Annotated in this window: 23 protein-coding genes and 1 other RNA gene; 15 read left to right on the plus strand and 9 right to left on the minus strand. The window is 41.5% G+C overall.

Annotated features, from left to right (window positions below):
- Window positions 1-38 precede the first annotated feature (38 nt).
- Genes LP316_RS07560 through pspF form a run of 6 tightly spaced genes read right to left on the minus strand, consistent with a single transcriptional unit; the run spans window position 39 to window position 6,454 of the window.
- The gene (locus LP316_RS07560; protein WP_193023706.1) at window positions 39-824 is read right to left on the minus strand and encodes an ATP-binding cassette domain-containing protein; all 786 of its coding nucleotides are present in this window, start codon (window positions 822-824) and stop codon (window positions 39-41) included.
- Window positions 824-1,813: an oligopeptide/dipeptide ABC transporter ATP-binding protein gene (locus LP316_RS07565; protein WP_193023707.1), complete on the minus strand. Its 990-nt coding sequence runs from the start codon at window positions 1,811-1,813 to the stop codon at window positions 824-826. Before LP316_RS07565 ends, LP316_RS07560 begins: the two co-directional genes overlap by 1 nt.
- Complete coding sequence (locus LP316_RS07570) at window positions 1,813-2,706, minus strand: ABC transporter permease subunit (RefSeq protein WP_193023708.1); 894 nt, start codon at window positions 2,704-2,706, stop codon at window positions 1,813-1,815. Before LP316_RS07570 ends, LP316_RS07565 begins: the two co-directional genes overlap by 1 nt.
- Window positions 2,696-3,724 (minus strand): ABC transporter permease, encoded by a 1,029-nt coding sequence (locus LP316_RS07575; RefSeq protein WP_193023709.1) that lies wholly within the window; start codon window positions 3,722-3,724, stop codon window positions 2,696-2,698. The genes LP316_RS07570 and LP316_RS07575 overlap by 11 nt, the downstream gene beginning before the upstream one ends.
- Window positions 3,724-5,370, minus strand: a complete 1,647-nt coding sequence (locus LP316_RS07580; protein ID WP_193023710.1) for an ABC transporter substrate-binding protein — start codon at window positions 5,368-5,370, stop codon at window positions 3,724-3,726. The genes LP316_RS07575 and LP316_RS07580 overlap by 1 nt, the downstream gene beginning before the upstream one ends.
- On the minus strand, window positions 5,357-6,454 hold the full coding sequence (gene pspF, locus LP316_RS07585; protein ID WP_193023711.1) for a phage shock protein operon transcriptional activator: 1,098 nt from the start codon (window positions 6,452-6,454) through the stop codon (window positions 5,357-5,359). Before pspF ends, LP316_RS07580 begins: the two co-directional genes overlap by 14 nt.
- 193 nt (window positions 6,455-6,647) lie before the next feature.
- Between pspF and pspA the strand changes: the two genes are divergently transcribed.
- From pspA to ffs, 12 genes are all read left to right on the plus strand, one after another.
- Window positions 6,648-7,316, plus strand: coding sequence for a phage shock protein PspA (pspA, locus tag LP316_RS07590; protein WP_193023712.1), 669 nt, complete (start codon window positions 6,648-6,650; stop codon window positions 7,314-7,316).
- A gap of 25 nt (window positions 7,317-7,341) precedes the next feature.
- On the plus strand, window positions 7,342-7,575 hold the full coding sequence (gene pspB, locus LP316_RS07595; protein ID WP_193023713.1) for an envelope stress response membrane protein PspB: 234 nt from the start codon (window positions 7,342-7,344) through the stop codon (window positions 7,573-7,575).
- Window positions 7,565-8,011: an envelope stress response membrane protein PspC gene (pspC, locus tag LP316_RS07600; protein ID WP_193023714.1), complete on the plus strand. Its 447-nt coding sequence runs from the start codon at window positions 7,565-7,567 to the stop codon at window positions 8,009-8,011. Before pspB ends, pspC begins: the two co-directional genes overlap by 11 nt.
- Before the next feature lie 138 nt (window positions 8,012-8,149).
- Complete coding sequence (locus tag LP316_RS07605; RefSeq protein ID WP_193023715.1) at window positions 8,150-9,583, plus strand: YcjX family protein; 1,434 nt, start codon at window positions 8,150-8,152, stop codon at window positions 9,581-9,583.
- Window positions 9,580-10,611, plus strand: a complete 1,032-nt coding sequence (locus LP316_RS07610; RefSeq protein WP_193023716.1) for a YcjF family protein — start codon at window positions 9,580-9,582, stop codon at window positions 10,609-10,611. Before LP316_RS07605 ends, LP316_RS07610 begins: the two co-directional genes overlap by 4 nt.
- Window positions 10,612-10,803: 192 nt before the next feature.
- Window positions 10,804-11,616, plus strand: a complete 813-nt coding sequence (phhA, locus tag LP316_RS07615; protein ID WP_193023717.1) for a phenylalanine 4-monooxygenase — start codon at window positions 10,804-10,806, stop codon at window positions 11,614-11,616.
- Window positions 11,617-11,625: 9 nt separating this feature from the next.
- Window positions 11,626-11,964 (plus strand): 4a-hydroxytetrahydrobiopterin dehydratase, encoded by a 339-nt coding sequence (locus LP316_RS07620; protein WP_193023718.1) that lies wholly within the window; start codon window positions 11,626-11,628, stop codon window positions 11,962-11,964.
- A gap of 132 nt (window positions 11,965-12,096) precedes the next feature.
- The gene (gene tyrR / locus LP316_RS07625; RefSeq protein WP_193023719.1) at window positions 12,097-13,650 is read left to right on the plus strand and encodes a transcriptional regulator TyrR; all 1,554 of its coding nucleotides are present in this window, start codon (window positions 12,097-12,099) and stop codon (window positions 13,648-13,650) included.
- A gap of 157 nt (window positions 13,651-13,807) precedes the next feature.
- Window positions 13,808-14,797 carry a fumarylacetoacetate hydrolase family protein gene (locus tag LP316_RS07630; RefSeq protein WP_193023720.1) on the plus strand — a complete coding sequence of 330 codons (990 nt, stop codon included), beginning with the start codon at window positions 13,808-13,810 and terminating at the stop codon, window positions 14,795-14,797.
- Window positions 14,798-14,799: 2 nt separating this feature from the next.
- Window positions 14,800-15,438, plus strand: coding sequence for a maleylacetoacetate isomerase (maiA, locus tag LP316_RS07635; RefSeq protein ID WP_193023721.1), 639 nt, complete (start codon window positions 14,800-14,802; stop codon window positions 15,436-15,438).
- 235 nt (window positions 15,439-15,673) lie between these two features.
- Window positions 15,674-16,564 (plus strand): DUF3014 domain-containing protein, encoded by an 891-nt coding sequence (locus LP316_RS07640; RefSeq protein WP_193023722.1) that lies wholly within the window; start codon window positions 15,674-15,676, stop codon window positions 16,562-16,564.
- Between the two features lie 116 nt (window positions 16,565-16,680).
- Window positions 16,681-16,778: signal recognition particle sRNA small type (gene ffs, locus LP316_RS07645), an RNA gene on the plus strand.
- A 28-nt stretch (window positions 16,779-16,806) separates the two neighbouring features.
- Here ffs and LP316_RS07650 read toward each other — a convergent pair.
- Entirely contained in the window at window positions 16,807-17,073 is a 267-nt protein-coding gene (locus LP316_RS07650; RefSeq protein ID WP_193023723.1) for a late competence development ComFB family protein, read from the minus strand.
- Between the two features lie 130 nt (window positions 17,074-17,203).
- Between LP316_RS07650 and LP316_RS07655 the strand changes: the two genes are divergently transcribed.
- Complete coding sequence (locus tag LP316_RS07655; RefSeq protein WP_193023724.1) at window positions 17,204-18,289, plus strand: tryptophan 2,3-dioxygenase family protein; 1,086 nt, start codon at window positions 17,204-17,206, stop codon at window positions 18,287-18,289.
- Here the strand turns inward: LP316_RS07655 and priC are convergent.
- Window positions 18,279-18,869, minus strand: a complete 591-nt coding sequence (gene priC / locus LP316_RS07660; protein ID WP_193023725.1) for a primosomal replication protein PriC — start codon at window positions 18,867-18,869, stop codon at window positions 18,279-18,281. The two genes, LP316_RS07655 and priC, sit on opposite strands and share 11 nt — an antisense overlap.
- Before the next feature lie 4 nt (window positions 18,870-18,873).
- On the minus strand, window positions 18,874-19,635 hold the full coding sequence (locus tag LP316_RS07665; protein WP_193023845.1) for a TSUP family transporter: 762 nt from the start codon (window positions 19,633-19,635) through the stop codon (window positions 18,874-18,876).
- Between the two features lie 527 nt (window positions 19,636-20,162).
- Between LP316_RS07665 and LP316_RS07670 the strand changes: the two genes are divergently transcribed.
- Window positions 20,163-22,976, plus strand: coding sequence for a TonB-dependent receptor plug domain-containing protein (locus tag LP316_RS07670; RefSeq protein WP_193023726.1), 2,814 nt, complete (start codon window positions 20,163-20,165; stop codon window positions 22,974-22,976).
- Between the two features lie 175 nt (window positions 22,977-23,151).
- The gene (locus LP316_RS07675) at window positions 23,152-24,969 is read left to right on the plus strand and encodes a 2OG-Fe(II) oxygenase family protein (RefSeq protein WP_193023727.1); all 1,818 of its coding nucleotides are present in this window, start codon (window positions 23,152-23,154) and stop codon (window positions 24,967-24,969) included.
- Window positions 24,970-24,977: the final 8 nt, after the last annotated feature.

Below are 24,977 nucleotides of genomic sequence, written 5' to 3' on the forward strand. Positions count from 1 at the left end.
ATTAAATAGTAAAAAGCTCAACATCACGTTGAGCTTTTTTATGAGATATGGCCTAGTTTTAAATGCTGGCTCATCATTAACATTTTCGTGTACTTGTGCTTGGGTTTGCTAAATACTTCTTGTGTTGGGCCTTGTTCAACAACTTTCCCATCTTTAAGTACAATCAAATGATCACTGGCGTGGCGGACAATGCCGAGGTTTTGTGAAATCAAGACAAAAGCTAGGCCCATTTGTTGTTGTAAATCGAGCAACAAATTGAGCATTTGTGAGCGCAGCGATGGATCGAGCGCAGCAAGCGCTTCGTCTAAAATTAAGACTTCTGGCTGTAAAATGATAGCTCGTGCTAGTGAAATACGTTGTTTTTGACCACCAGAAAACATGTGCGGATAAAAGTGTAAATGCTCGGGTAACATACCGACTTTTTTTAACGTCTCACGCATCAACTCTGCACGCGCTAGCTCATCGAGTTCGGTATTGAGCTTCAAAGGTTCATCGAGAATTTGTTGAACCGTTAAACTGGGATTTAACGTCGTTCCCGAATCTTGGAAGATCATTCTAATTTTTTGGCAGCGCTGACTAAAATCACCGCTGTGGAGCTCCTCTCCATCGAGATCTATCTTACCCGTGCTTGGGTATTCTGCGCCAACGAGTAGTTTGGCTAACGTTGACTTACCGGAGCCAACCTCACCAACGACAGCCAAGGTTTGATTACTATCGAGGGTGAAGCTGATAGGATCGAGTGCGGTAAAGGTCTTTTTGTTTAACCAATAGCCTGGCAATTTGTAGGTTTTACTTAAATCAGTAACACGTAATAAACGGCTCATTAAGCATTCTCTTTATAGTTAAAGTGACAACTCACCACATGGCCATGATAATTTTTTGCTTTTGGCGCAGTTACGCATTTGCGCTGAGCTTTAGGGCAACGCGGGCCTAGGCGACAGCCGATCGGTAAATGTTGTAAAGCAGGAATACTGCCAGGTAATGCCTTCAATCGTGATTTTGGCGGTAAATCAATATTGGCTGCTGGGCTGCTGTCAACGAGAGCACGAGTATAAGGATGAAGCGGGGTGGTGAAAATTTGTTTTGTCGTGCCAGCTTCTACAAATTGGCCACTGTACATGACGGTAATTGTGTTGGTCCAGTGCGTGACATTTTCTAAGTCGTGGCTGATTAGCAATATCGACATGTTTTTTAGCTGATTTAAACTAGCCAGTAAACGAAATATTTGCCCTTGGTTTCTACTTTCCATTGCTGCCGTAGGCTCATCAGCAATCAATAGCGTTGGCTTTTTCGCAAGGGCTATTGCAATCATTACGCGTTGGCAAAGGGCTTCTGTTAACTCATGAGGATAGCTTGACGTGCAGACTTCGTGGTGTTTAATACCCACTTTGTGCAGAAGGCGAATGGCTTCGGCTTTTCGCGCTTGTCTTCTACGCCAAAATGACACGCCGAGTGCGGCACTATCGATCGCTTCTTCTACTTGTTCACCTATGGTAGTGGTGGGGTCAAGGCTCGACATCGGCTCTTGGAAAATCATCGCAACGTCTTTGGCTATGATCGCTTTACGCTCGTGAGGCGTTAAGTTCATTAAATCTTGGCCTCGCCAATGAAACCTGTCTGCGGTGACCGTCCATTTACTATCTAACACCCCCATAATTGCATGTGCAAGCAGTGATTTCCCCGATCCTGATTCACCCACTAGGCCGCGAACTTCACCTTCTTTCATCGACAGTGATACGCGATCAACTGCTAATATATCTGTGTCGTGAGATTTAAGTGAAATTGATAAATTTCTGATATCAAACAGGTTCATTATTTTTCTTTAACCTCTTTGATTGCATGACGAATGCCTTCACCGACTAAGTTGGTGATTAATACGGCAATAAAAATAGCCATCCCAGGAAAGTAAATTGTCCATGGTGCAATGTAGAATAAGTCGATACCGTCTGACAACATTGCGCCCCACTCAGGCATAGGAATTGGTGCACCTAAGCCTAAGAAACCAAGTGCCGCAATATCGACAATCGCCGCAGACTGGGCAAATGTCGCTTGAGTGACAATCTTTTCTAGAATATTAGGGAAAATCGAGTAAGTGAGAATTCGAACGTTATTTGCGCCATCAAGCTTGGAGGCAAGCACATAATCCTTCTTGTATTCTTCTTTTATTGCATTGCGGGTGACGTGGACAAATTGAGGAATCAATACAATGACAATAGCCCACAACGTATTTTCAATGCCTGGCCCAAGTAATGCGACAATAATGATTGCCAGTAATAATGACGGGATCGATAAAACAACGTCGAGTATATGGTTTAGCAGGCTCGATTTAACACCCTCGGTTAGCGCGGAAAAAGAGCCTATGATAACGCCTATAACCAGTGAAATAACAACCACCACAAAGCTTAATCCGAAGGTCAGTGATGTGCCGTGTAACAATCGAGACAAGATATCACGACCGAGCTGATCAGTGCCTAATAGAAAACTAACATCGCCATTCTTATCCCATGAAGGTGGCATTAATAAACTATCGATATGGCTTTCTGTTGGCGAATAAGGTGCGAGTATTGCAGAGAAAATCGCGATAAACACTAAAATGAGGAAGCTAATAAATGCCACATTAACAATCGACTGCTTTCGAAATTCTAACCAGAATTGAACGACCGGTGATGGGAATTCTTCTTCGATATAAATTTTATCACGAGCCATATTTTTTACCTCGTGCTAATGGATTAAGTGCTGCATATAAAAAGTCAGATAAAATATGTACGACAAAAATAAAGCTCGATAATACCAATAACCCCACTTGAATCGCCGTATAATCGCGTTGATAAATGCTTTCAATTAGCCAACGGCCTATGCCAGGCCAGCTAAAAATCACTTCGGTGATCATGGCAATAGTTATCAAATTTGCAAACTGTAAACCAATGTGGCGAACGATCATGATCAGAGCATTTCGAATGGCATGTGAATAGACTACTTGGGCAAAGCTTAGACCTTTAGCTTTGGCTGCGCGTATATAAGGCGTTTCTAATACTTCTAACATAGCGGTGCGAGCTAAGCGCACAAAAATAGTCGCTGGTGCCAGTGCAACAACACTTGCGGGTAAAATTAAATGCAGTGTGGCGTCTGAAAATGCCTGCCACTTGTAAGTACTTTCACTAAGTAAAATATCAATGATTAAAATGCCATACCGCGACTCAATTTCATATACTGGACTGATTTGGCCTGCTGATGGAAACCAACCCAATTCAATTGAAAAGAGTTGAATGGCCATTAATCCGACCCAGAAAACAGGTAAAGAGTAGCCAACCATGGCGATTGATAAAATCACATTGTCACTATTTTTTCGATGCTTGATCGCCGCGATAAAGCCAAGTGGAATACCAAAGACCATTGCGATAAATAATGCAACCAAGCTCAGTTCGATGGTCGCAGGTAAAAGGCTTAATATGGTGTCCAACAATGAGAGATCGGTCACCATAGAAACGCCAAATTCGCCACTGAAAATATTGCCAATATAAGTAAAGTATTGCGATATTAATCCTTGATCTTTACTGTAAATTTCAGCTAGTTCAGCTAACCGTGTCGGTGTTGGGTTTACCTCTCCGCTAATATTGACCAAGGGATCGCCAGGAAACATAAACGATAAACTAAAGGATAATACGGTTAACAAAAATAGGGTAAAAACGAATAGGTTTAGGCGCCTTAAGGTGAACACTAACATTATTGTTCACCCACTATTTGCTTGTTGACTCGGCTTAAATTAACGCCACCAAAGGCGTCTAGGCTTTTGCCTGTTATATAATTAGCTTTTGCCTGATAACGTTTGGAGTGAGCAATTGGTAATAGTGGGATTTCATCCTTCACGATTGCCATCGCTTGACGGTAAAAGGCTTTGCGTTGATTTGGGTTCGTTGTCGATAATGCCTCACTGAGAATTTCATCAAATGCTTGATTGCACCAAAAGGCACGGTTTGAGCCCGTTTCTGCCGAGGCGCAACTCAACAGCGGCGAGAAAAAATTATCGGGATCAGGGTGATCAGCTGACCATCCTAATAATACGCTTTGATGTTCGCCACGAGACAATTTACGCAAGAAAGTTACCCACTCATAACTGACAATATTCACAGTGATACCGATTTGTTGTAAGTCTGATTGGATCAGCTTTGCCATAGTTAACGCGTCTGGGTTATAGGCGCGTTGCACAGGCATAGCCCACACATCTATGGTTAATCCATCGGGGTAGCCAGCGTCAATTAACAGAGCGCGAGCAAGTGCGGGATCGTATTCGTGTTCAGTTAAGGTTTTGTCGTAAGCCCAAGATGATTGTGGCAGTACAGACTTAGCTTGCTCTGCTCGACCAAAATAAACGGCGTCAATAATCGCTTGTTTGTTAACTGCATGGGCGACTGCCTGCCTGACTTTTTTATCATTAAATGGTGGTTTTGCCGTATTAAAGCCTAAGTAAGCTACGTTCAGCGCAGTAACGGACTCCAGCATAACGTCAGGGAATTCTTGAATTTTCTTGTGTGCTATAGGATAAGCCACGATGTCACATTCACCTGCTAGTAGCTTAGCTAAACGGCCTGAGTTATTCGTGGTGATATCAAATACCACTTGTGTCGCATTATTCGTTTTTTGCCAATAGTGCTCGTGTTGATAATAACGAATTAATGAGCCTGTGCGGTATTCTTTAAATTTATAGGGGCCAGTGCCTATAGGTAATTGGTCGATGAGTTTTTCATCGCCCGTGCGGCTTAGTTGATCGGCATATTCTTTTGATAAAATAACCGAATAAGTTGATGCAAGGTGCGCTAAAAAAGAGGCGTCAGGATAATTAAGACTTATTCTTACGGTGTAGTCGTTGATCTTTTCTATATTTTCAACCAAGCCAGTGAAGTTGACGTTTTGAAAGTAGGGAAAATTACCAGACACGACCTGATGATATGGATTTTTCGGATCCAATATACGATTGAAGCTAAATAACACGTCGTCGGCATTTAAGTTTCGTGTAGGTGTGAAATAATCGGTGTGGTGAAAACGAATGTCTTTACGCAAGTAAAAGGTGACTTTCTTACCGTCGCGAGTTACGTGCCATGATTTAGCTATTGCCGGGATAATTGAGTTGTCTTCGCTATTGAAGGTAATTAAACGATTGTAGAGTTGATTCGCGATCGCGTCTATCGTTGTGCCAGAGGTTACCGTTTGCGGGTTAAAGCTTTCAGGGCTACCCTCGGAGCAGTATATAATACTCTTTTCGCGCAGTGAAACATCTTCATCATTACTACAGCCAGCCATAAGTAGTGTCATTGCCGATACTAAACCGGCAAAATAGCGTTGTAATGTGAATAACTGTTTAGTCTTCTTCATTCATATTACCATCGAGTAAATTGTATTTTTTTAAATACCCTCGAAGTTGATGATAAGTTAGCTCAAGTGCCTCTGCGGTTTTCTTTTGATTAAACTGATTAGCTGCCAATGCCGCATTAATCAATTGTATTTCGTGCTCTTGAGATAGTTTTTTTAATGATACTGGAAACTTATAATCTTGTGGAGCACTTTGTGTAACTTGCACATTTACTGGCTCTACTGGCGTTGGCTCGGTGGTAATAGCCACTGGCTCTGGTGAGTGACTCACTCTGTCATGAGTTTTTACTCGTGATTTCGGGCGATAAGGTGACTCGAACGGATCGATAACTAATTCGTGTACTGGCAAATGTGGGTTATTACAACGATAGACACTGCGTTCTACTACGTTTTTTAATTCGCGAATATTACCCGGCCAATCGTAATCCAACATGGTGCGACGCGCTTTTTCGGTGAAGCCACTAAACAGCTCAAACTCTAATTCACGTGCCATGTTAATAGCAAAGTGTTCAGCTAACACCATAATATCATCCGGCCGCTCTCTTAGCGGCGGTAGGGTAATAACATCGAAGGCAAGGCGATCGAGTAAATCAGCTCTAAACTCACCTTTGTCAGCTAAAGTTGGTAAATCTTCATTGGTTGCGGCGATTAATCGACAATCGGTTTTAATGGTTCTTGAGCCGCCTACGCGTTCAAATTCACCATATTCAACAACTCTTAAGAGTTTTTCTTGGATGAGGCCTGAAGTGTTAGCTATTTCATCGAGAAATAAAGTACCTTGGTGCGCGCGTTCAAAGCGACCTTCATGACGTTTGTTAGCACCGGTAAATGCGCCACTTTCATAGCCGAATAATTCACTTTCTAATAAATTTTCGTTCAGTGCCGCGCAATTGAGCTTGAGGTAAGTCTGCTCCCATCGCTGAGACAAGTAATGCAAACGCGCCGCAATTAGCTCTTTACCAGTACCTCGTTCCCCGATGATCAAGACAGGTTTACTCAGTGGCGCTATCTGTGAAATTTGCTCTAAAACTTCGAGAAAACTATTTGATTGGCCAATTAAATTATCTTGTTGTTGAAAGCGTGCCATCCTAGAACCTAATTATTGGTTTATTTTACTAACAAGTAGTCTATTTGATTAAGTGTTGATAATGAAGAGTTTTTTAATATAAAGTTAAAGTCTAGCAATATCAATGATTTATAGTATTGGTTAATCTTGGCGCAAAATCTGTATAGTAAGTAGCAAGCAAAAATTTAAAAGTTGAAAAGTAGAGGAAGTCGTTATGGGTATTTTTTCACGTTTTACCGATATCATAAATGCTAATATCAATAATTTATTAGATAAGGCAGAAGATCCTGCAAAAATGGTACGTCTGATCATTCAAGAAATGGAAGACACCTTAGTTGAAGTAAGATCATCTTCGGCAAAAACACTTGCTGACAAGAAAGATCTTCAGCGTCAAATTTCTCGCTTCCAGCGAGATGCCGAGCAATGGCAAGAAAAAGCGGAGCTAGCACTAAGCAAAGATAGAGAAGATTTAGCGCGTGCTGCTCTAGTTGAGAAGAATAAATGTAATGATGCAGCTCAAGCGATGACTGATGAGTTAACACACGTTGATGAACACATGGCCAAGTTGCAAGGTGAAATCACGCAATTACAAGAGAAACTCGCCGATGCTAAAGCGCGCCAAAAAGCGATTATCATGCGCGAGAAAACAGCAAGTTCACGCTTGAAAGTGAAAAGTAAAATTGACAGCGATAAAGTCAACGACGCATTAAGCCGCTTTGATCGCTACGAGCGTAAAATTGATGATATTGAAGCACAAGTTGAATCATACGATTTAGGGGCAAAATCATTAGCAGATGAAATTGCTGAATTAGAAACTAGTGAACAGGTTGATGATGAATTAGCACAATTAAAAGCTAAAATGAAATCATCTAAAAAATCTTAATTAATACGCAGATAAGGAGAGCACCATGGAAGAGATCATTATGGCCCCAGTAATCATCTTCATGATTGTCGTGGCACCGATTTGGTTAATTCTACATTATCGCAGTAAGCGTCAAATGAGTCAGGGATTAAGCGAAGAGGAATACCAACAGTTACGCGAACTTTCGGAAATGGCAGATAGTATGGCAGAGCGCATCCATACGCTTGAAGCGATACTAGATGCTGAAACACCAGAGTGGAGAAATAAACATGGCAAATAATCGTCGAGGTGAACTATTTCGTGACCCTAAAAACGGTAAAGTTGCAGGTGTTTGTGCAGGTCTTGCAGATTACTTTGGCTGGGAAACTTGGTTAGTTCGAATTTTCGCAGTGTCAGGTGTTTTGTTAGGTGCGGGTTGGATTATTTTAATCTATGTTGCAGGTTGGTTTATTTTAGATAAAAAGCCAGTTGGCCATGTCAGCAAAACAGTTGGGACCGGTGCTAGTGATAAGCTTCAAGAAGCAAACAAGGAAGACGACATCTTAGATGAGTCAATTAAAGTGAAAACGCGTATTTGGCAAGCTGGCGAGCCGCCTAAGCAAGCATTCTATGATATACGTCGTAAGTACACTAAGCTAGAAGGGCAATTGAGAACCATAGAAGAGTATGTTACTTCACCACAATTTACCGTGAGTAGAGAGATTAATAAGCTCTAATAGCTCTCTTCCCAAAGAAAGCGACTTAGGTCGCTTTCTTTTTTTATCTGTGCACGAACACCACTATCTTCAAGCGCGAAAACTAGCTAGTATGGAGTGCATGTAGATCATTAAATTTGTTAATGAAAATCACCAGCAATGAACAAAGAATCAATCGAAAAAAAGCTGTTAAAAATAAAGGGAAAAGCAGGTGCTATTCTCAATCGAACCTTAGATCAACAGGTCAATATAGCGGTAACGGGATTGAGCCAGTCTGGTAAAACAGCCTTTATTACCTCATTAGTCAACCAACTCATTAGTGAAAATCATCAATCCGAGCTCGCTTTCTTCACACCGATTGTTGAGCAACGATTTATTGCCGCTAAACGCGTACCTCAACAGCACGACTTAGTGCCGCGATTTACCTATGACGAAGGCATCGAAAGACTGAGCCAAAATCCTCCGTGCTTTCCAAAGCCGACTAAGCGAATTAGTGAATTGCGCCTAGCTATTCGATATCAACCCAAAAGTTCACTGCTAAAATTAGCCACCGATGTAGTTACCTTAAATGTAGACTTTATTGACTACCCAGGTGAGTGGTTACTTGACTTACCCATGCTCAATCAAACTTTTGAGGAATGGTCACAGCAGACGATGAAGTTATTGACCCAAGAGCCAAGGTTAAGTGCTGCAACTGATTTTATTGATCAGGTTAACCAACTTGACCCATTTGCCGTGATGGACGAGCAACAGCTTGCCGATATAGCGCAGCAATACACTGAGTTGTTACATACCTTTAGAAATGATCTCGGCCTGTCGGTTATTCAACCGGGACGCTTTATATTACCTGGCGATATGTCCGGCGCGCCCATTTTACAGTTTTTTCCGTTTACCCGTTTCGATTCGTTAGATAAAAATGACTATCAAAATGCCGACGACAATACCATTATTGGCACACTGCGAGCACGCTATATCGCTTATAAAGCCAATGTGGTGAGAAAATTCTATAAGCAGTATTTTGTCAATTTCGACCGACAAATCGTGTTGTGTGATTGTTTATCGGCGCTCAATCACGGCAAAGCGAGTTTTGATGATTTACAATTGGCTATTGCAATGATTCTAGAAAGTTTTGATTACGGTAAATCAAGTTTATTGAAGCGACTATTTTCACCTAAAATAGACAAGTTGCTATTTGCCGCTACTAAAGCGGATCACGTCACCCCTGAACAACATGCTAATTTGGTTAAGCTACTGAATAAAATGGTCTACCAAAAACGCCATGAGTTGCATTATCAATCGGTTGAAGTAAAGACCTTAGCACTGGCGTCAATACGAACCACGCAAGTGGGTAAAAGTCGCTATAAAAATCAACAGATTAATGTTGTAAAGGGCAAGCGAGTTAACGACGATAAAGTGATCACGGTATTCCCGGGCAGTGTGCCAAGTGATGTACCCACAGATAGCACATGGCAAGAAAGCCCATTTAACTTTATACAATTCGCGCCACAACACCCGCTCAAAGCGCACCAAGCATTACCGCACATAAGAATGGATCAAGCGCTAGAATTCTTATTAGGAGATAAAATGCGATGAGCACTGAAAAAGAACAATTTCAACAGCAGATCTTATTTGATGAACAAAACACTGAAGAAGTATACGTTGAGCCATCGTTGACGGATGTACCTGTACAGCAAGTGTATTTCGATAATGATGACTGGCACGCAACAGAAAGTGAGTTGCAAGACATTGAACAACAAATCGAAAGGCGCAGTGAGACAAGCTGGGGTATTCGGTTGGCGATTGTCGTGTTTATGCTGATCGTCGGTATCGAAGCATTCGATTTCTTTAGTACAGGCTTTATTGAGTCACCATTTATTACGTCACTATACGCCATTTTATTTGGTGTGATCACGGCAACAGTAGGTACCTCATTTCTCAAAGAAGTCGCTGGTTTGTCACAGCTGAAAAAACAAATAAAAGTACAGCAAAAAATTGTCGAGCTTAATCAGGGCTATGCTGAAGGCGAAGCTGTTGATGTCTGTAAGAGAATTGCTAAAAAACTGCCATGTGATACCGCTTTACCTGAAGATGATGCTTGGCTAACTAAAGAATACAAACACCTTAGCGATGCTGAAATTATTCAGTTGTTTAATAAGCAAGTGATGCGTGTTGTTGATCAAAAAGCGATGAACGAAATTGCGAAACACGCTAGCGAAACCATGATGATGGTGGCGATTAGTCCGATAGCCTTTATCGATATGTTGATTGTTTTTTGGCGTAATATTGCCATGGTTGACAAAGTCGCTGGTTTGTATGGTATCAAGCTGGGGTACTGGAGTCGGATTAAATTGATCAGAGAAGTGCTGAAAAATATGGTGTTTGCCGGCGCAACAGAAATCATTGCTGATGTTGGCACCGAAATGATTGGCGCAGACTTACTCGGTAAACTGTCGGGGCGGGCAGCGCAAGGCTTAGCTTCCGGTATGCTGACGGCGAGGTTAGGTATCAAAACAGTGCATTTGTGTCGTCCTTTGCCGTTTAATCAAGATACACCAAGCATCAATTCAGTCAGGCAAGTGCTGATTGGCAAGTTAAAACAGTTAGTGCTTAAAAAGCCCTAAGTCTTGATTTTATTGGTCTGTAAATAAGCGATGTAATTAAAAATTTACATTTATTTTGTCTGTTGGAAATTTAACCTTTTTGCAAGGGGTGACCTTATTTAGAGCCTTAGCATAATATTAGGGCAACTAAAGTGGCTTGCCACACAAGATACTTACTGTGAAAGTGAGTACGAAATAATACAAGGTTACAACATGTCAAAGGCAACGAAGTATGTCTCTAAAGCAGCCGATGAAAATGGTTTTATTCATTGGACTGACGAAGAGAACAGTATTTGGCAGGCATTAATTACGCGTCAATTACCACTCATGGTTGGACGCGCCTGTGATGAATTTATTCTTGGCTTAGAGAAACTCAATCTGCCAACCGATCGCGTCCCTCAGTTAGCAGAGGTTAACGAGGTACTATTGGCAACTACCGGTTGGCAATGTGAGCAAGTGCCGGCGTTGATTGGTTTCGAAAAGTTTTTCAGCCTGCTATCGCAAAAGAAATTTCCAGTAGCGACCTTTATTCGCAGTAAGGAAGAGTTTGATTATTTGCAAGAGCCAGACATCTTTCATGAATTGTTTGGCCACTGTGCAATGTTAACTAATCCCGCATTTGCTAACTTTACTCAAGCCTATGGCGAAATTGGTTTAGCAGCGAGTAAAGAAGATCGCGTATTTTTAGCTCGCTTGTACTGGTTTACTGTCGAGTTTGGTTTAATGAAAACTAAAGACGGTTTGAGAATCTACGGTGGTGGAATTTTATCGTCACCAGGTGAAACTAAATACGCATTAGAAGAAGGTAATGCACAGCGCCGCTTTTTAACCAATGAAGAACAGGTTATTGACGTTCTGCGCACGCCTTATCGCATTGATATTATGCAACCTATCTACTTTATGATAGAAAAAATGAGTGATCTAGATGCGATCCGCAATCTAGACTTAATGAGCTTAGTAGCACAAGCGAAAGCACTGGGTTTACACGAGCCTAAATTTCCACCAAAAGAAAAAATAGCCAGTTAAGGAAATACCATGAATTCAACTTTATCAACCCAGCAATGTGAAGCGTGTCACGTTGATGCACCAAAAGTTACCGACGAAGAATTAGCGCAATTTATGTCACAGTTACCAGATTGGGTACCTGAAGTACGCGATGGCGTTATGATGTTAGAGCGAGTGTACAAATTTAAAAACTACAAACAAGCATGGGCTTTCGCCAACAAAGTTTCAGAGCTTGCCGAAGAAGAGTTTCATCACCCAGCTATTTTATTGGAATGGGGTAAAGTGACGGTAACTTGGTGGACTCATGCCATTCGCGGTCTACACAAGAATGACTTTATCTGCGCGGCGAAAACAGACGCCCTTATGTAAAATAAAGCGCTAAATTTTCACTTTTCAGTATTGTAAAATGAAAATTTTCAAAGCCTCCTACACAGGGGGCTTTTTTATTGCGTACAAGATAGTTTACAATAGCGTTAACTAACTATTTAGAGTCCGACATTGATGCGTTTAAAAATCACTTGTGAAGATAGGCTAGGCATTGCACAGCAAGTGCTTGGTGTGTTTGTTGAACACAATATTAATATTAAAGGTATTGATACTGCGAGCGTTGCAGGGCCAATATTTGTCCATATTCCAGATTTAGATTTTTCTGAATTACAAAGCTTTATGCCGCAATTGCGCTTAATAGAAGGGGTTGTCGATGTTCAAACTACCCCGTTTATGCCCTCAGAGCTGGAGCGTAATGAATTATCTACGTTAGTGAAAACTTTTCCCGATCCCTTTATTTCAATTGACTCGCGCGGCAATATCCGAATTTTAAACGATGTTGCTAAAAGCTTATTAAACACCAAAGAACAAAAAGTTATCGGTGAAGGTGTCAGTCATTTTGTCAAAGGTTTTAATTTTTCCAAATGGCTTGAAGGGAAAGAAGTACTTGCTCAAACTCGCCGCTTAAAGATCAGTGATGAGGATTTTGTCGCCGATATATTGCCGATTCATGTTGATGATAGTGAGGGTAATTCGGTGTTAGCTGGTGCGGTTTTAATTTTGAAATCTGAAGCGCGGTTAGGTCAGCAAATGAGTGCCTTCAAGCAATCTGCAGAAAATAGTTTTGCCGGTATTCAAGCCACTAGCGGAAGTATGCGTAAAGTTGTTCGTGAAGCCAAGCGAATGGCGGTTTTAGATTCAACGATGTTAATTTGTGGCGAAACCGGAACGGGTAAAGAGCTGCTTGCGCGATCTTGCCACCAAGCGAGTGAGCGCAGTGAACATCCGTTTATGACGTTAAATTGCGCATCATTACCTGATGAAGCCGCTGAAACTGAGCTTTTTGGCATTGGTGCATCAAAAGCTGAACAAACGAAAAAAGGCCTGTTTGAACGAGTTAATGGCGGCACCTTATTTCTCGATGAAGTAGGTGAAATGTCGCCTAAACTGCAAACTAAACTGCTTCGCGTGATCCAAGATGGTAGTTTTAGACGAGTCGATGATGAAGATGAAATTAAAGTCGATGTTCGTATCATCAGCTCGACCAACAAAGATTTACTCAATATGGTGTCATGTGGCCAATTTCGCGAAGATCTTTACTATCGCATTAACGTATTAGGGCTAAATGTGCCATCACTTAGAGAGCGCCGTAGCGATATTATTCCATTAGCAGAGCACTTTATTGCTAAAGCCAGCTATAACATTGGTCGTTTAAATGTTCGATTATCTGATGATTGTCGTGAATTTATCGAGCACTACCCATGGCCAGGCAATGTTCGTCAGCTCGAAAATGTTTTAATTCGCGCAGTTTCACTAATGGAAGGCGATTTAGTGCAAACCGAGCATTTAGAATTGCCTGCGTACACCAGAGAATACGGCTATTTAGAGCAAGAATTTGAAGGAACGCTCGACGGCGCGGTGAAAAACTTTGAGGCAGATTTATTGCGAAAACTTTATCCTGCCTATCCAAGTACCCGTCAATTAGCCAAGAAACTCGGCTTGAGCCACACCGCGATTGCCAATAAATTACGCGAGTATGGTATCAACAAAAAAACAGTAAAAATTTAACCTAGTCAATTATCGTTACAAGGGTGTAAAGAATTAATAACACAAGCTCTGTGCTTTACACCCTAACGAATCCTCATCGCATACTAGTATTTGTCTTAATAAGTCGTAGAATCAGCTTCAACTATTCGTATTAATAAAAAGATTATTAGGACAGAGCATGAAATTAGCCTCGTTAAAAAATAATACCCGTGACGGTCAATTAGTTGTAGTAAGTAAAGATTTAACTAAAGCAGTAGCTGTGCCGCAAATCGCGATGACAATGCAAGTTGCGATTGATGACTGGGCTAATATTGCGCCGCAACTCGACGAAGTTTACCAAGCGTTAAATACTGGCGATGTTGAAGGCCAAATGGCATTTGATCAAGCCGCTTGTGAGTCGCCGTTACCACGTGCATACCAGTGGGCTGATGGCAGTGCTTATGTCAATCACGTTGAACTTGTCCGCAAAGCGCGTAACGCAGAAATGCCAGAAACGTTCTGGACTGATCCGTTAATGTACCAAGGCGGTTCAGACTCATTTATTGGCCCAAAAGATAACATTGAAGTTATTTCTGAAGATTTTGGTATCGACTTTGAATCAGAAGTAGCGGTTATTACTTCTGACGTCCCTATGGGCGCAACCCCTGAGCAAGCTCAACAGCACATCAAATTATTGATGTTGGTTAATGACGTTTCACTGCGTAACCTCATCCCGGGTGAATTAGCCAAAGGTTTCGGCTTTTTCTGTAGTAAGCCTTCGAGCGCGTTTTCGCCAGTGGCAGTAACGCCAGACGAGCTAGGTCAAGCGTGGGATGGTAAAAAACTACACTTACCACTGACGACTCACCTAAATGAAGAGCTATTTGGTGAGCCAAACTGCGGTGTTGATATGACCTTTGATTTTCCAACAATTGTTGCCCATGCAGCGAAAACGAGACCATTAGGCGCTGGTTGTATCGTTGGTTCAGGTACTATCTCAAACTATGATCGCTCGGCAGGTTCAAGCTGTTTAGCTGAAAAACGCATGCTTGAGATCATTGCTGATGGCAAACCTTCAACTTCATTCATGAAGTTTGGTGATCGCGTACGTATTGAAATGTTTAACGATGCTGGTGAGTCTATTTTTGGTTCAATCGATCAGGTTGTCGTTGAGTACCCTGGAGCGTAATCATGAAGCTTTACGGTTATTGGCGTTCTTCGGCAGCATATCGCGTTCGTATTGCGTTAAACCTTTTGTCGATTGATTGCGAGCTCCTTTCTGTCCATTTATTGAAAAATGGCGGCGAGCAGCATTTTGATGAATACAAGCAAAAGAACCCTCATGAGTTAGTGCCGTGTTTAGTTGACGGTGAGGTTTGCTTAAACCAGTCACTCGCGATTATTGACTATCTCGTGGCGAAAGCGCCTTCAGTTGCTTTATTGCCAAACGACATTGCACAACAGTGTCAGGTTAAAGCGTTTGCTTATGATATCGCGTGTGAAATTCATCCGTTAAATAATTTACGCGTACAGCAGTATTTGGCGAATGAGCTTAAAGTGACTGAAGAGCAGAAAATGCAATGGGTCCACGATTGGATGCATACCGGCTTTAAAGCCATTGAAATTAAACTGCAAACACATGCTGGCAAGTATTGTTTTGGTGATGAGATAACCTTAGCAGACTTGTGTTTAATTCCTCAGGTATACAACGCGTTGCGCTTTAAGGTTGATATGGCTAATTATCCTTTAATTATGTCAGTTTATCAGCAATGTAACACGCATCCTGCGTTTATTAAGGCACAGCCAGAAAATCAAGCTGACGCTCAATAGTCGATAGCTCATAATAATCAATAATGCCAGTTAGGAGTAATACTTCGCTGGCATTATTTGTTTTTATAGCTAGATAAACTGAACTATCAGCTAGTCTTTAGCTCTAAAAGACGAAACACTTAAGATATCAAATACATATTCGATCAAAGAAAAGTGTAAAACACTGTCTGTTTGATTGAATATCTTCAAGTTAACCCATATATTGTAAGTAGTTAATCCTGTTGTGGTAGGACAAATGAGCGAAACAACTAACACTGAAAATTCGACACCCTGGGTAGTGATATTTGTCATTCTTGTGGCAATTTTTGCAGGCGTTGGCTATTGGTTTTTATCGCAAGATAAAGAGCAACACGAACCTGTGGAAACTCCAGAGGAGATCACAGTTACGCCTCAACCTGAAGTTATGCCGGAGCCGCCGGTAGAGAAAGTATCGCCAACGACATTACCTGAAATGCCTGACATTATGGATGTCCCTGAGCCAGAACTTGAGCCAGTTGAAAGCCAAAGCCCGCTTCCTCGACTAGATGAAAGCGACGATTATTTAAAAGCTTCACTACCCGATTTAACTTGGCGTAAAGAGCTTTTAAAATTAGTGATTACTGACGACCTGATTCGTCGTGTTGTGGTTTTCACCGATAACTTTGCTCAAGGTGTACTTGCCTATGAGCACGCACCATTTGTTCAACCGAATGTTAAATTTTCTGCCAAAGAGCAGCTCGATCAAAATGGTGTCTCTACAGGGCAGTGGCAGTGGGATGAAAGTGCAGCTCGTCGCTTTGCGCTTTATGTCGATTTATTGCGTTCTATTGATAGTGAGTCATTAGTTGAACTTTACATCGAAGTAAAACCATTAGTTAATGAAGCCTATGCCGAACTTGGTTATGCCGATCAAGACTTCACTGAAGTGTTACAAGACGCCATTATCAAAGTACTTGATATGGAATTACCAGAGCAAGACATGACGCTTGTTCGCCCGAGTGTCATGTACCAGTTTGAAAACGAAGCGTTAGAAAGCTTACCTGAATCTGATAAATTGTTGTTGCGCATAGGGCGTGAGAATTTGCTCGTGCTAAAATCGGTTTTATTGGAATTTAGTGACAAGCTGGCAAAAGCTGAAGAAAAGTAAAAAAGTCTGATTGTTTAAAATATCAACGAACGGTGCATTGAAACAAAGTATTACTTGCAAGACACAGAAGGATTAGTAATAATCCTTCGCGCCTGATGGCATCATTATGGTGACCCTTTTGGTTCCCTCGCAATGATACTCTGTGAACTCGGCCAGGTCCGGAAGGAAGCAACCGCAGCAGACGACTCATGTGCCGAGGTGTTGGCTGAAAGGGTTGCCACCCAAATCCTCATCGGTAACGTTTACGCTTTACCTTGTGACTCCATAAATTCAAGCGCTTTTTTGATCGCAATATCTACCTTGTTTTCCATCTCAAACCTATCTGAAGCAGGCAAATAGAACGCCATATCAACCTCGTGACGAATATAACGAGCGGGTAGTTGATTCAAAACTACACAGGTTAGATCGGCAATAAAATCTTGATCGTATTTTTCTTCGACCTTTAACAGGCCAAACTGTTGAATGACTAGTTTTTCGTAATAGTTATGAATATCGTCAGAAATTTTCATTCGCGTTCCTTTGTCACCTATACCATTGATCTAATATTCGGATGAAATTGAAAATTTATCAACAAATTAAATAGCATTCACATCAAAAAATACGTTATAACAGTTACGGGATAATAATAACGAAAATAAAATGAACAAACCTATTGAACCTTGCTATTACGGCGACTACTTAAAGCTTGACCAATTTCTCGATGCACAAAAACCCGTTAGCGGAAAGTATGGTGAGCAAGCACATGACGAAACCTTATTTATCATTGTTCACCAAGCTTATGAGCTTTGGTTTAAGCAAATTCTTCACGAGTTATCTTCAGTTATCGATATTTTCAAACAAAAGCATGTCGCTGAACAAGACTTAACTACTGTCGTTCACCGCTTGAAGCGAGTCGTTAAAATTCAGCATCTGATCAATGACCAAATTGATATTATCGAAACCATGACACCTCAGGATTTTCTCGACTTTAGAAACTACCTGGTACCTGCGTCAGGGTTTCAAAGTATTCAGTTTAAAGTGTTGGAAATTAGTCTGGGACTCAAGTCAAAACAGCGCATCGATTTTGATAAGCAGTCTTTCTATAATCGTTTGACCGATGAACACCGCAAATTTCTCGAGGAATTAGAAGGACAAGCTAGTCTATTTGAAGTTGTCGAGCAGTGGTTAGAGCGATTGCCTTTCCTTAACTTCGGTGAATTTAATTTTTGGCAAAACTACCAAGACGCGACACAAGCTATGCTTGATGAAGAAAAGCAAATTATCGAAACAAACGCGATATTAACAGAGCTCGAAAAGCGTCACCAACTCAAAGAGCACGAAAACACCAGAGCAAACTTTAATGCGTTACTCGATGCTAAACGCTACCAAGAAGCTCAAGCAAACGGACGAGTGCGTTTAAGCCAACAAGCGACACTTTCGGCACTGTTTATCTCAATGTATCGCGAGCAGCCATTGATGAATTTGCCGTTTCAATTTCTTACTTTGTTAACTGAAATTGATGAGGCGTTGACCTTATGGCGCTACAAACACATGATGATGGTACAGCGAATGTTGGGCACTAAAATCGGTACTGGTGGTTCATCAGGCCATGATTATTTACGCCGAACAACCGAAAACAATCGGGTGTTCACTGATTTTTATAACCTTGCAACGTTTCTACTACCAAAAACGAAAATGCCAGCGTTGCCAGAGTCAGTGAAAAAAGCCTTGAGTTTTAGCTATTAGGTTTCTCGACTAGTTCGATTTGACGTTCTACTTGAGATATTGCCTTGCGGCAACGCCCCAAACGCTGGTGAAGTGCTAGCACTTCTTCGTTGAGTTGCTGTGATTGGCCTTGGTTGAGCATGCGCTCATTGATCATCTCTTGTAGGCGTCGTTCAAATTCGTGATATTGAGCTAAGGTTTGGTAGAGCTCGTGCGAGCTTTGCATCATCTTTTTTGCCGCTTTTTTAGCAAAGTGCTGTTTGCGGGCATCAACTTTTATCTGCGCTTCATGATGTATTTCACTGTTGGCTTTCAGCGCGTTGGTAAGTGCGTTTATTTGCTGTTCAACGGTGTGTAAAATGTCGTTAGCGAGTTGATGGCTGTTGTGCTGTAACATCGCATTGACCGTGTTTAGCTTCGCCTGTGTTTCAAGCACATAAGGTAAATATTTATCACTATAACTTGAAAACAGATCAGCAGAAAACAAACGTCTATCACTGACATAACGGTGAGCAGGTGTGTCAGCGTTGATGTTATCAAGGCGCTGAGCTTTAATTTTGAGATCTTCGATGATTGGCTTTAGCCTGTCGACAATATTCATTTTACTACCAAGCCCGATACGCTAAGTACAACGACATACCAATAACGACAGTTAAAAATATGGGCTTGATAAATTTATTACCATATTTAATCGCCGAGTGGGCGCCAACCCATGATCCGAACATAATAAATACCCCCATGGTAATACCCAAGGTAAAGTTCACTTGAGCTAAATAGATAAAAGTCGCGAGGGAACATATATTACTGACAAAATTGGTTGATCGTGCAAGGCCACTACTTAACAGGATATTGAGTTTGTATAGCGCGGTACTTGATACGGTCCAAAATGCGCCAGTGCCCGGACCAGCAACGCCATCATAAAAACCCAGTGTAAGACCTTGCAAGCATTGTTTCTTTTTAACCGTTTTATCTTTTTTAGGCAGGTTCCCTTCACTGTTAATCATGTGTTTGTTAAACAAGGTGTAAATAGCAATAACGAAAATAATTATCGGTAACAGTTTTTCGAGCCACTGGGTGTTAATCGTGCTAACAACTAATGTACCCATGATTGCCCCTATTGCCGTAAAGGCAATTGAACGCCACCAAAAAATTGGGTCAAACAAGCGTTTTCGATAGAAAGTCAATGAGGCGGTAAAAGAGCCAAACGAGGCGGCTAGTTTGTTTGTTCCTAGCGCAATATGTGGCGGCAAGCCCGTCGCTAGTAGAGTAGGGATAGTTAATAAACCACCACCACCGGCAATAGCGTCGATAAAGCCCGCAATAAATCCTACTACGGAAAGCAGACCAAGTAGTTCAATGTCAATCATAGAGGTAGGATGAAAACCAAAGTATTGATACTTTAACATATTCATCGATTAAAAGATGAATAAAAAATAGTTGATTTTGCTAGGTATCAAAAATATAACGCTTGTCACTTTTTCTTTACATGATTTAGCCATGCGACGTTTTGTCAATAAAAGTATTTGTTAAAGGATTTATTAAACAAGTCCTGTCTTTTGCTGATGTTGTAAAGTTCTGTTTTTATTGGTTTTATGTTTACTGGTGTGGTGGTGGTGTTAACTGGTGTTTTTTTGGGCTTTCCGACCTTTCAACAAGCTTCAAGCTGTTAATTTAGTTTGTTTTTTATGCGTTGAGCTGCGCTTAGTGGTATCGGTAACCAGATAAGAATGTAAAATTTATCGATAATTTGTAAAGATCTTGGTTGACCCTAGGAGCGAAATGCGTTTACTATCCTATGCGACAGATCAGGTCTAATCGACCCGTATAACAAAAAAGACAACATAGTCTTGAATTTAAAACACTAGTATCACGGAAGTGATCCAGGGAGTACATAATGTATCAAAGTAATAAGCTTAGTAGAGCTGTAAAGCTTGCTATTGCGGCTGGTGCAACAGCAACAGCAATGGCAGCACCAAATGTTTACGCATTTGCAGATGAAGCAAACGCTGAAGAAAGCGTAGAGCGTATTCAAGTAACAGGTTCACGTATCAAACGCCAAGAACTTACAGCTGTAACACCTATTATCGAAGTTGACGCTCAAGAATTCGCAATTTCAGGTAACTTAAACGTTGAGCAAAAGCTTGCTGAATTACCTTCAACGCTTCCAGCGTTTGGTCCTAGCTCAAACAACCCAGGTGACGGTACTGCAACAGTTAACTTACGTGGTTTAGGTACTTCACGTACGTTAGTTATGGTTAACGGTCGTCGTTGGGTTCCTGCTGGTCAAGACGGTGTTGTTGACTTAAACACTATCCCAGCTTCTTTAATTGAAAATGTTGAAATCATCACTGGTGGTGCATCTGCGGTATACGGTTCAGACGCATTAGGTGGTGTTGTTAACTTCAGCATGAAAGACGACTTCGAAGGCGTTGAATTCTCAACTCTTTACGACGTAACTGACCACAACGATGCTGAAAAATTCAACATCGATATGACTATGGGTGGCAACTTCGCTGATGACCGTGGTAATGCTGTACTTTACTTAGGTTACTCAAAGCGTGAAGCGTTATACCAAGGCGACCGCTCATTCTCTAACGTTGCTTTAACTGAAAGTGGCGACCAATTAGTTCCTGGTGGTTCATCAGGTGTTCCTGGTACTCGTTTATTCGCAAGCGACGTAGTTAAAGCTGATGGCACTGTTGTTGGTACTTTTGGTCCAAACGGTGACGGTCAAGCATGGGTTGAGCCTTCAAGCCGTTTCAACTACGCTCCTGATAACTTCTTACAGTTACCACAAGAGCGTTATTCAGCAAGTGCTTTCTCACACTTCTACATTAACGATGAGCACCGTATTTACTCTGAAGTTTCTTTCATCCGTAACTACGTTCCACAAGAGTTAGCACCAACACCAGCATTCACTACTGTTGAAATTAACCCTAACTCTGTATTCTTCGATGCTGCTACACAGCAAGCATTCTTGAACAGCGGTTCATTAAACGACGATGGTAACTACGTTGGTTTCATCGGTCGTCGTATGGTTGAGAATGGTTCACGTCAATCTTTAGATACGCGTGACGCATTCCGCTTAATGGTTGGTATCGACGGTTACATCAATGACGACTGGTCATACGATGTATACTACAGCCGCGCGATGTTAGACCAAACTAACTTATTAAACAACGACGTAGCTGCGTCACGTTTCCGTCAAGCAGTTTTAACAACTGATGATGGTACTGCGTGTCAAGACACTTCTGGTGGCTGTGTTCCAATCAACATCTGGGGTGCTGGTAACATCTCTCAAGAAGCTGTTGATTTCGTAAACGTAGGTGCTGCTAACGTAACTAGCATCACACAAGAAGTATTCATGGCTAACGTTGCGGGTACTACTACATGGCAATTACCAAGTGCTGACGAAGCTGTTGGCTTAGTATTTGGTTACGAGAAGCGTCAAGACGAATCTTCATTCCGTCCAGATGAGTTCTTAGCGGGTGGTGACGTATTAGGTTTCAACGCTGGTGAAGCAACTGTTGGTAAGTACTCTTCAGACGAGATCTTCATGGAAATTAACGTTCCATTAGTATCTGGTGCTGAGTGGGCTGAAGACTTGACGTTCTGGGGTGCGGCACGTTTTGCTGATTACTCTAACATTGGTAACGTTGAATCATTCGCAACGGCATTAAACTGGACGCCATCAGACATGATTTCTGCGCGTTTAGGTTTCCAACAAGCGGTTCGTGCGCCAAACGTAGCTGAGTTATTCCAAGGTTCTGCAAACGGCTTCCCAGGTGCGGTTGATCCATGTTCTGCAGGTGGTTTCGTAGCAGGTACTACTGATGTTGCACTTTGTGAAGCAACAGGTGTTCCAGCTGGTTTAGTTGGTGTATTCGAGCAAGCTAACTCACAAATCGAAGGTTCTTTCGGTGGTAACGAAAACTTAACAGAAGAAACTTCTGATACGTTAACCGTTGGTTTAGTTGTTCAACCAATGGAAGGCTTAGACTTCACTATCGATTACTTCTCAATCGAAATTGAAGATGCAATCGCTTCTTACGGTGTAAACAACACATTAGACGTATGTTACAACGTAGCTAAAGACATCAACGACGTAACGTGTCAAAACATTACACGTCGTGCAGACGGTAACGTTTCTTTAGTTAAGTCATTAAACGAAAACATTGGTTTAATCGAAACAGCGGGTGTTGACTTCAACATCACTTACAACACAGATTTTGACAATGGTTCAAGCTTAAACATTCAGTTCCGTTCTACTTGGTTAGACAAGTTCAACGTAACACCAATTGCAGCGTTACCACAGAATGTTAACGAGTGTGCTGGTTACTTCGGTAACACATGTGGTACTCCACGTGCTGAGTTCCAATCTAATACTCGTATTAACTGGACTAAAGACGACTTAACATTATCTGCATTAATCCGTCACATTGGTTCAACTGAAGATGACCAAATCATGACTGGTTCTGCAACTGCTGATGAGTTAGTTGTTCCTGAGTTAGACACTAAGTTCTACTTAGACGTTTCTGCTAGCTACAACGTAACAGATGCGTTCAAAGTAACTGGTGGTGTTAAGAACATCTTAGATGAAGAACCACAAGCGTTAGGTGATTCACAGCAACAAGCTAACACTTTCCCTGAGTTATACGATGCAATCGGTCCACGTTTATTCGTGAGCGCGACTTACACGTTTAACTAATCGAAAGTTAACGAGTTAATCAAATGGCCAACATGAGTTGGCCATTTTTTTTGCCGTATTTTTTACAAGAATTTTGATATTTGTCATGTTGAAGTGATGGATAAAATGTTACTTTAAAGGGGATGGTTTATCTCGCATTAAGCATGTATTAGCAAAACAATAACAACAAAAACAAATGAATTTAAATTTGCAAAATCAAGTAGCGTCGCTCGCTAATCTACTTAACCAAAAAAATTACCAGCAGGTTATCTCCTCAGCTGATGCTTTATTAAAACAGCACCCTAAAGCGGATGTGTTATTCCATCTTAAAGCGCTAGCGTTAAAAAACAGCGGGAGCCTGGAAGCTGCGGTCTTGAGCTTTCAACAATGCCTTGAATTAAACCCTAAGCAACCGGAGGTATTAAATAACCTAGGTAATACTTATAAATTATTACAGCAATACGATTTAGCTATTGCTAACTATGAGCAAGCGCTTAAGGTTAACCCTAACTTTGTCGAAGCAAAGCGCAACTTGGTTTTGGCCTACCAAGAAGATAATCAATTAATCAAAGCGCTGGCGATTGCTGAAGAAATATTGGCGAGTAACCCGCAAGATGTTTCAGCGCTAACATCAAAAGCAAATTTACTTAAAGCATTAGATCGATATCAAGAAGCGATTAATGTTTATCAGCAAGTACTGACGCTCAACCCTCGCTATGTTAATGCACTACATAATCTAGGCTTAACCTATAAGTTGCTTGAAGATCATCAATCGGCACTTGCCTGTTTTAAACAAGCGAGCCAACTCGCACCACAAGTTGCGGAAATTGACTTTAGTTTGGCAAATACTTACTTCGAGATTAATCAATATCCATTAGCAGAACAAAGCTATTGGGCAGCTATTAATAAAAAACCATTATATGTCGACGTGCACTCAACCTTAAATGAGTTCTATTGGCAATTAGGTAAGCATCAAGAATTCGGTAAAAGTTACCAACTGGTACTCGACAAAATGCCTAACTCACCTGAATTAGTTACTGCATATGTTCAACAGCTGTTTGCCGCCGGTGCTGATCAGCAAGCAAAAGCGGTATTAGCCAAAGCGAGTGACCAAGGCAAGCATTACCAACTAACGGCGCTAGCGGCAAAAGTTGCCATTGTTGATGGCAACGCAGGATTGGCTGCTGATCATTATAAGCATTCGTTAGCACTTAAATTTGATGTCGATAACGCGCTTGATTTTGCAGAATTTCTTATTAAGCAGGGTGAGTATTATCAAGCGCTTGAAATGATTGAGAAGGTCGAGTTAATTCAGCCTTATCATCAACTCAATCTTGGTTTTAAGTCATTGTGTTGGCGTTTACTTGGCGATGAGCGTTACCACTGGTTGTGTGATTATCAACGCTTTATCAAGCCATATCAATTACCGGTACCTCAAGGATATGACAACTTGCCCCAATACTTGGCCGTACTAGAAAACACTTTGTTGTCGATGCACGATAAAGTCCATGAACCTTTAAAGCAAACCTTGAAAAATGGTACTCAAACACCGGGGCGTTTATTACACAAACCGGTGCAGGTTATTCAAGAGCTGAAGCACTCTCTAACTCAGGTAGTTCATCAGTACGTGAGTGAATTGCCTGATGATCCAAACCACCCGTTGTTGAAACGAAAATCAAACAATATCCAATTTAGCGGTTCTTGGTCAGTGAAGCTAAGACCTAATGGCTTTCATGTAAACCACGTTCACCCCGATGGTTGGCTCAGTTCAGCGTTTTATATCAAGGTGCCTGATTTTAGCCAATTCCCGCAAAAGAGTGAGCACGCAGGTGCGATTAAGTTTGGCGAGTCGGGTATCGCACTTGGCGAGCGAGAGGTCGTTGAGCGAATCATTTCCCCTAAAGCAGGACAACTCGTGCTATTTCCATCTTATGTTTGGCACGGTACCTATGGTTTTAATGGTGACGACAGCATCTTTAGAATGACATCACCGTTTGATGTGATTCCGGTATAGGGGGAAAT

Source organism: Thalassotalea sp. LPB0316 (assembly GCF_014898095.1).
Classification (GTDB): Bacteria; Pseudomonadota; Gammaproteobacteria; order Enterobacterales; family Alteromonadaceae; genus Thalassotalea_G.

What these genes read in the sequence shown, in the direction of transcription:
- tyrR (WP_193023719.1), top strand. Translation starts at nt 12,097, where the DNA reads ATGCGTTTAAAAATCACTTGTGAAGATAGGCTAGGCATTGCACAGCAA.
- maiA (WP_193023721.1), top strand. Translation starts at nt 14,800, where the DNA reads ATGAAGCTTTACGGTTATTGGCGTTCTTCGGCAGCATATCGCGTTCGT.
- LP316_RS07580 (WP_193023710.1), bottom strand. Translation starts at nt 5,370, where the DNA reads ATGAAGAAGACTAAACAGTTATTCACATTACAACGCTATTTTGCCGGT.
- pspC (WP_193023714.1), top strand. Translation starts at nt 7,565, where the DNA reads ATGGCAAATAATCGTCGAGGTGAACTATTTCGTGACCCTAAAAACGGT.
- LP316_RS07620 (WP_193023718.1), top strand. Translation starts at nt 11,626, where the DNA reads ATGAATTCAACTTTATCAACCCAGCAATGTGAAGCGTGTCACGTTGAT.
- LP316_RS07630 (WP_193023720.1), top strand. Translation starts at nt 13,808, where the DNA reads ATGAAATTAGCCTCGTTAAAAAATAATACCCGTGACGGTCAATTAGTT.
- LP316_RS07560 (WP_193023706.1), bottom strand. Translation starts at nt 824, where the DNA reads ATGAGCCGTTTATTACGTGTTACTGATTTAAGTAAAACCTACAAATTG.
- pspB (WP_193023713.1), top strand. Translation starts at nt 7,342, where the DNA reads ATGGAAGAGATCATTATGGCCCCAGTAATCATCTTCATGATTGTCGTG.
- LP316_RS07565 (WP_193023707.1), bottom strand. Translation starts at nt 1,813, where the DNA reads ATGAACCTGTTTGATATCAGAAATTTATCAATTTCACTTAAATCTCAC.
- phhA (WP_193023717.1), top strand. Translation starts at nt 10,804, where the DNA reads ATGTCAAAGGCAACGAAGTATGTCTCTAAAGCAGCCGATGAAAATGGT.
- LP316_RS07670 (WP_193023726.1), top strand. Translation starts at nt 20,163, where the DNA reads ATGTATCAAAGTAATAAGCTTAGTAGAGCTGTAAAGCTTGCTATTGCG.
- LP316_RS07575 (WP_193023709.1), bottom strand. Translation starts at nt 3,724, where the DNA reads ATGTTAGTGTTCACCTTAAGGCGCCTAAACCTATTCGTTTTTACCCTA.
- LP316_RS07675 (WP_193023727.1), top strand. Translation starts at nt 23,152, where the DNA reads ATGAATTTAAATTTGCAAAATCAAGTAGCGTCGCTCGCTAATCTACTT.
- LP316_RS07610 (WP_193023716.1), top strand. Translation starts at nt 9,580, where the DNA reads ATGAGCACTGAAAAAGAACAATTTCAACAGCAGATCTTATTTGATGAA.
- pspA (WP_193023712.1), top strand. Translation starts at nt 6,648, where the DNA reads ATGGGTATTTTTTCACGTTTTACCGATATCATAAATGCTAATATCAAT.
- priC (WP_193023725.1), bottom strand. Translation starts at nt 18,869, where the DNA reads ATGAATATTGTCGACAGGCTAAAGCCAATCATCGAAGATCTCAAAATT.
- LP316_RS07640 (WP_193023722.1), top strand. Translation starts at nt 15,674, where the DNA reads ATGAGCGAAACAACTAACACTGAAAATTCGACACCCTGGGTAGTGATA.
- LP316_RS07650 (WP_193023723.1), bottom strand. Translation starts at nt 17,073, where the DNA reads ATGAAAATTTCTGACGATATTCATAACTATTACGAAAAACTAGTCATT.
- LP316_RS07605 (WP_193023715.1), top strand. Translation starts at nt 8,150, where the DNA reads ATGAACAAAGAATCAATCGAAAAAAAGCTGTTAAAAATAAAGGGAAAA.
- LP316_RS07570 (WP_193023708.1), bottom strand. Translation starts at nt 2,706, where the DNA reads ATGGCTCGTGATAAAATTTATATCGAAGAAGAATTCCCATCACCGGTC.
- pspF (WP_193023711.1), bottom strand. Translation starts at nt 6,454, where the DNA reads ATGGCACGCTTTCAACAACAAGATAATTTAATTGGCCAATCAAATAGT.
- LP316_RS07665 (WP_193023845.1), bottom strand. Translation starts at nt 19,635, where the DNA reads ATGATTGACATTGAACTACTTGGTCTGCTTTCCGTAGTAGGATTTATT.
- LP316_RS07655 (WP_193023724.1), top strand. Translation starts at nt 17,204, where the DNA reads ATGAACAAACCTATTGAACCTTGCTATTACGGCGACTACTTAAAGCTT.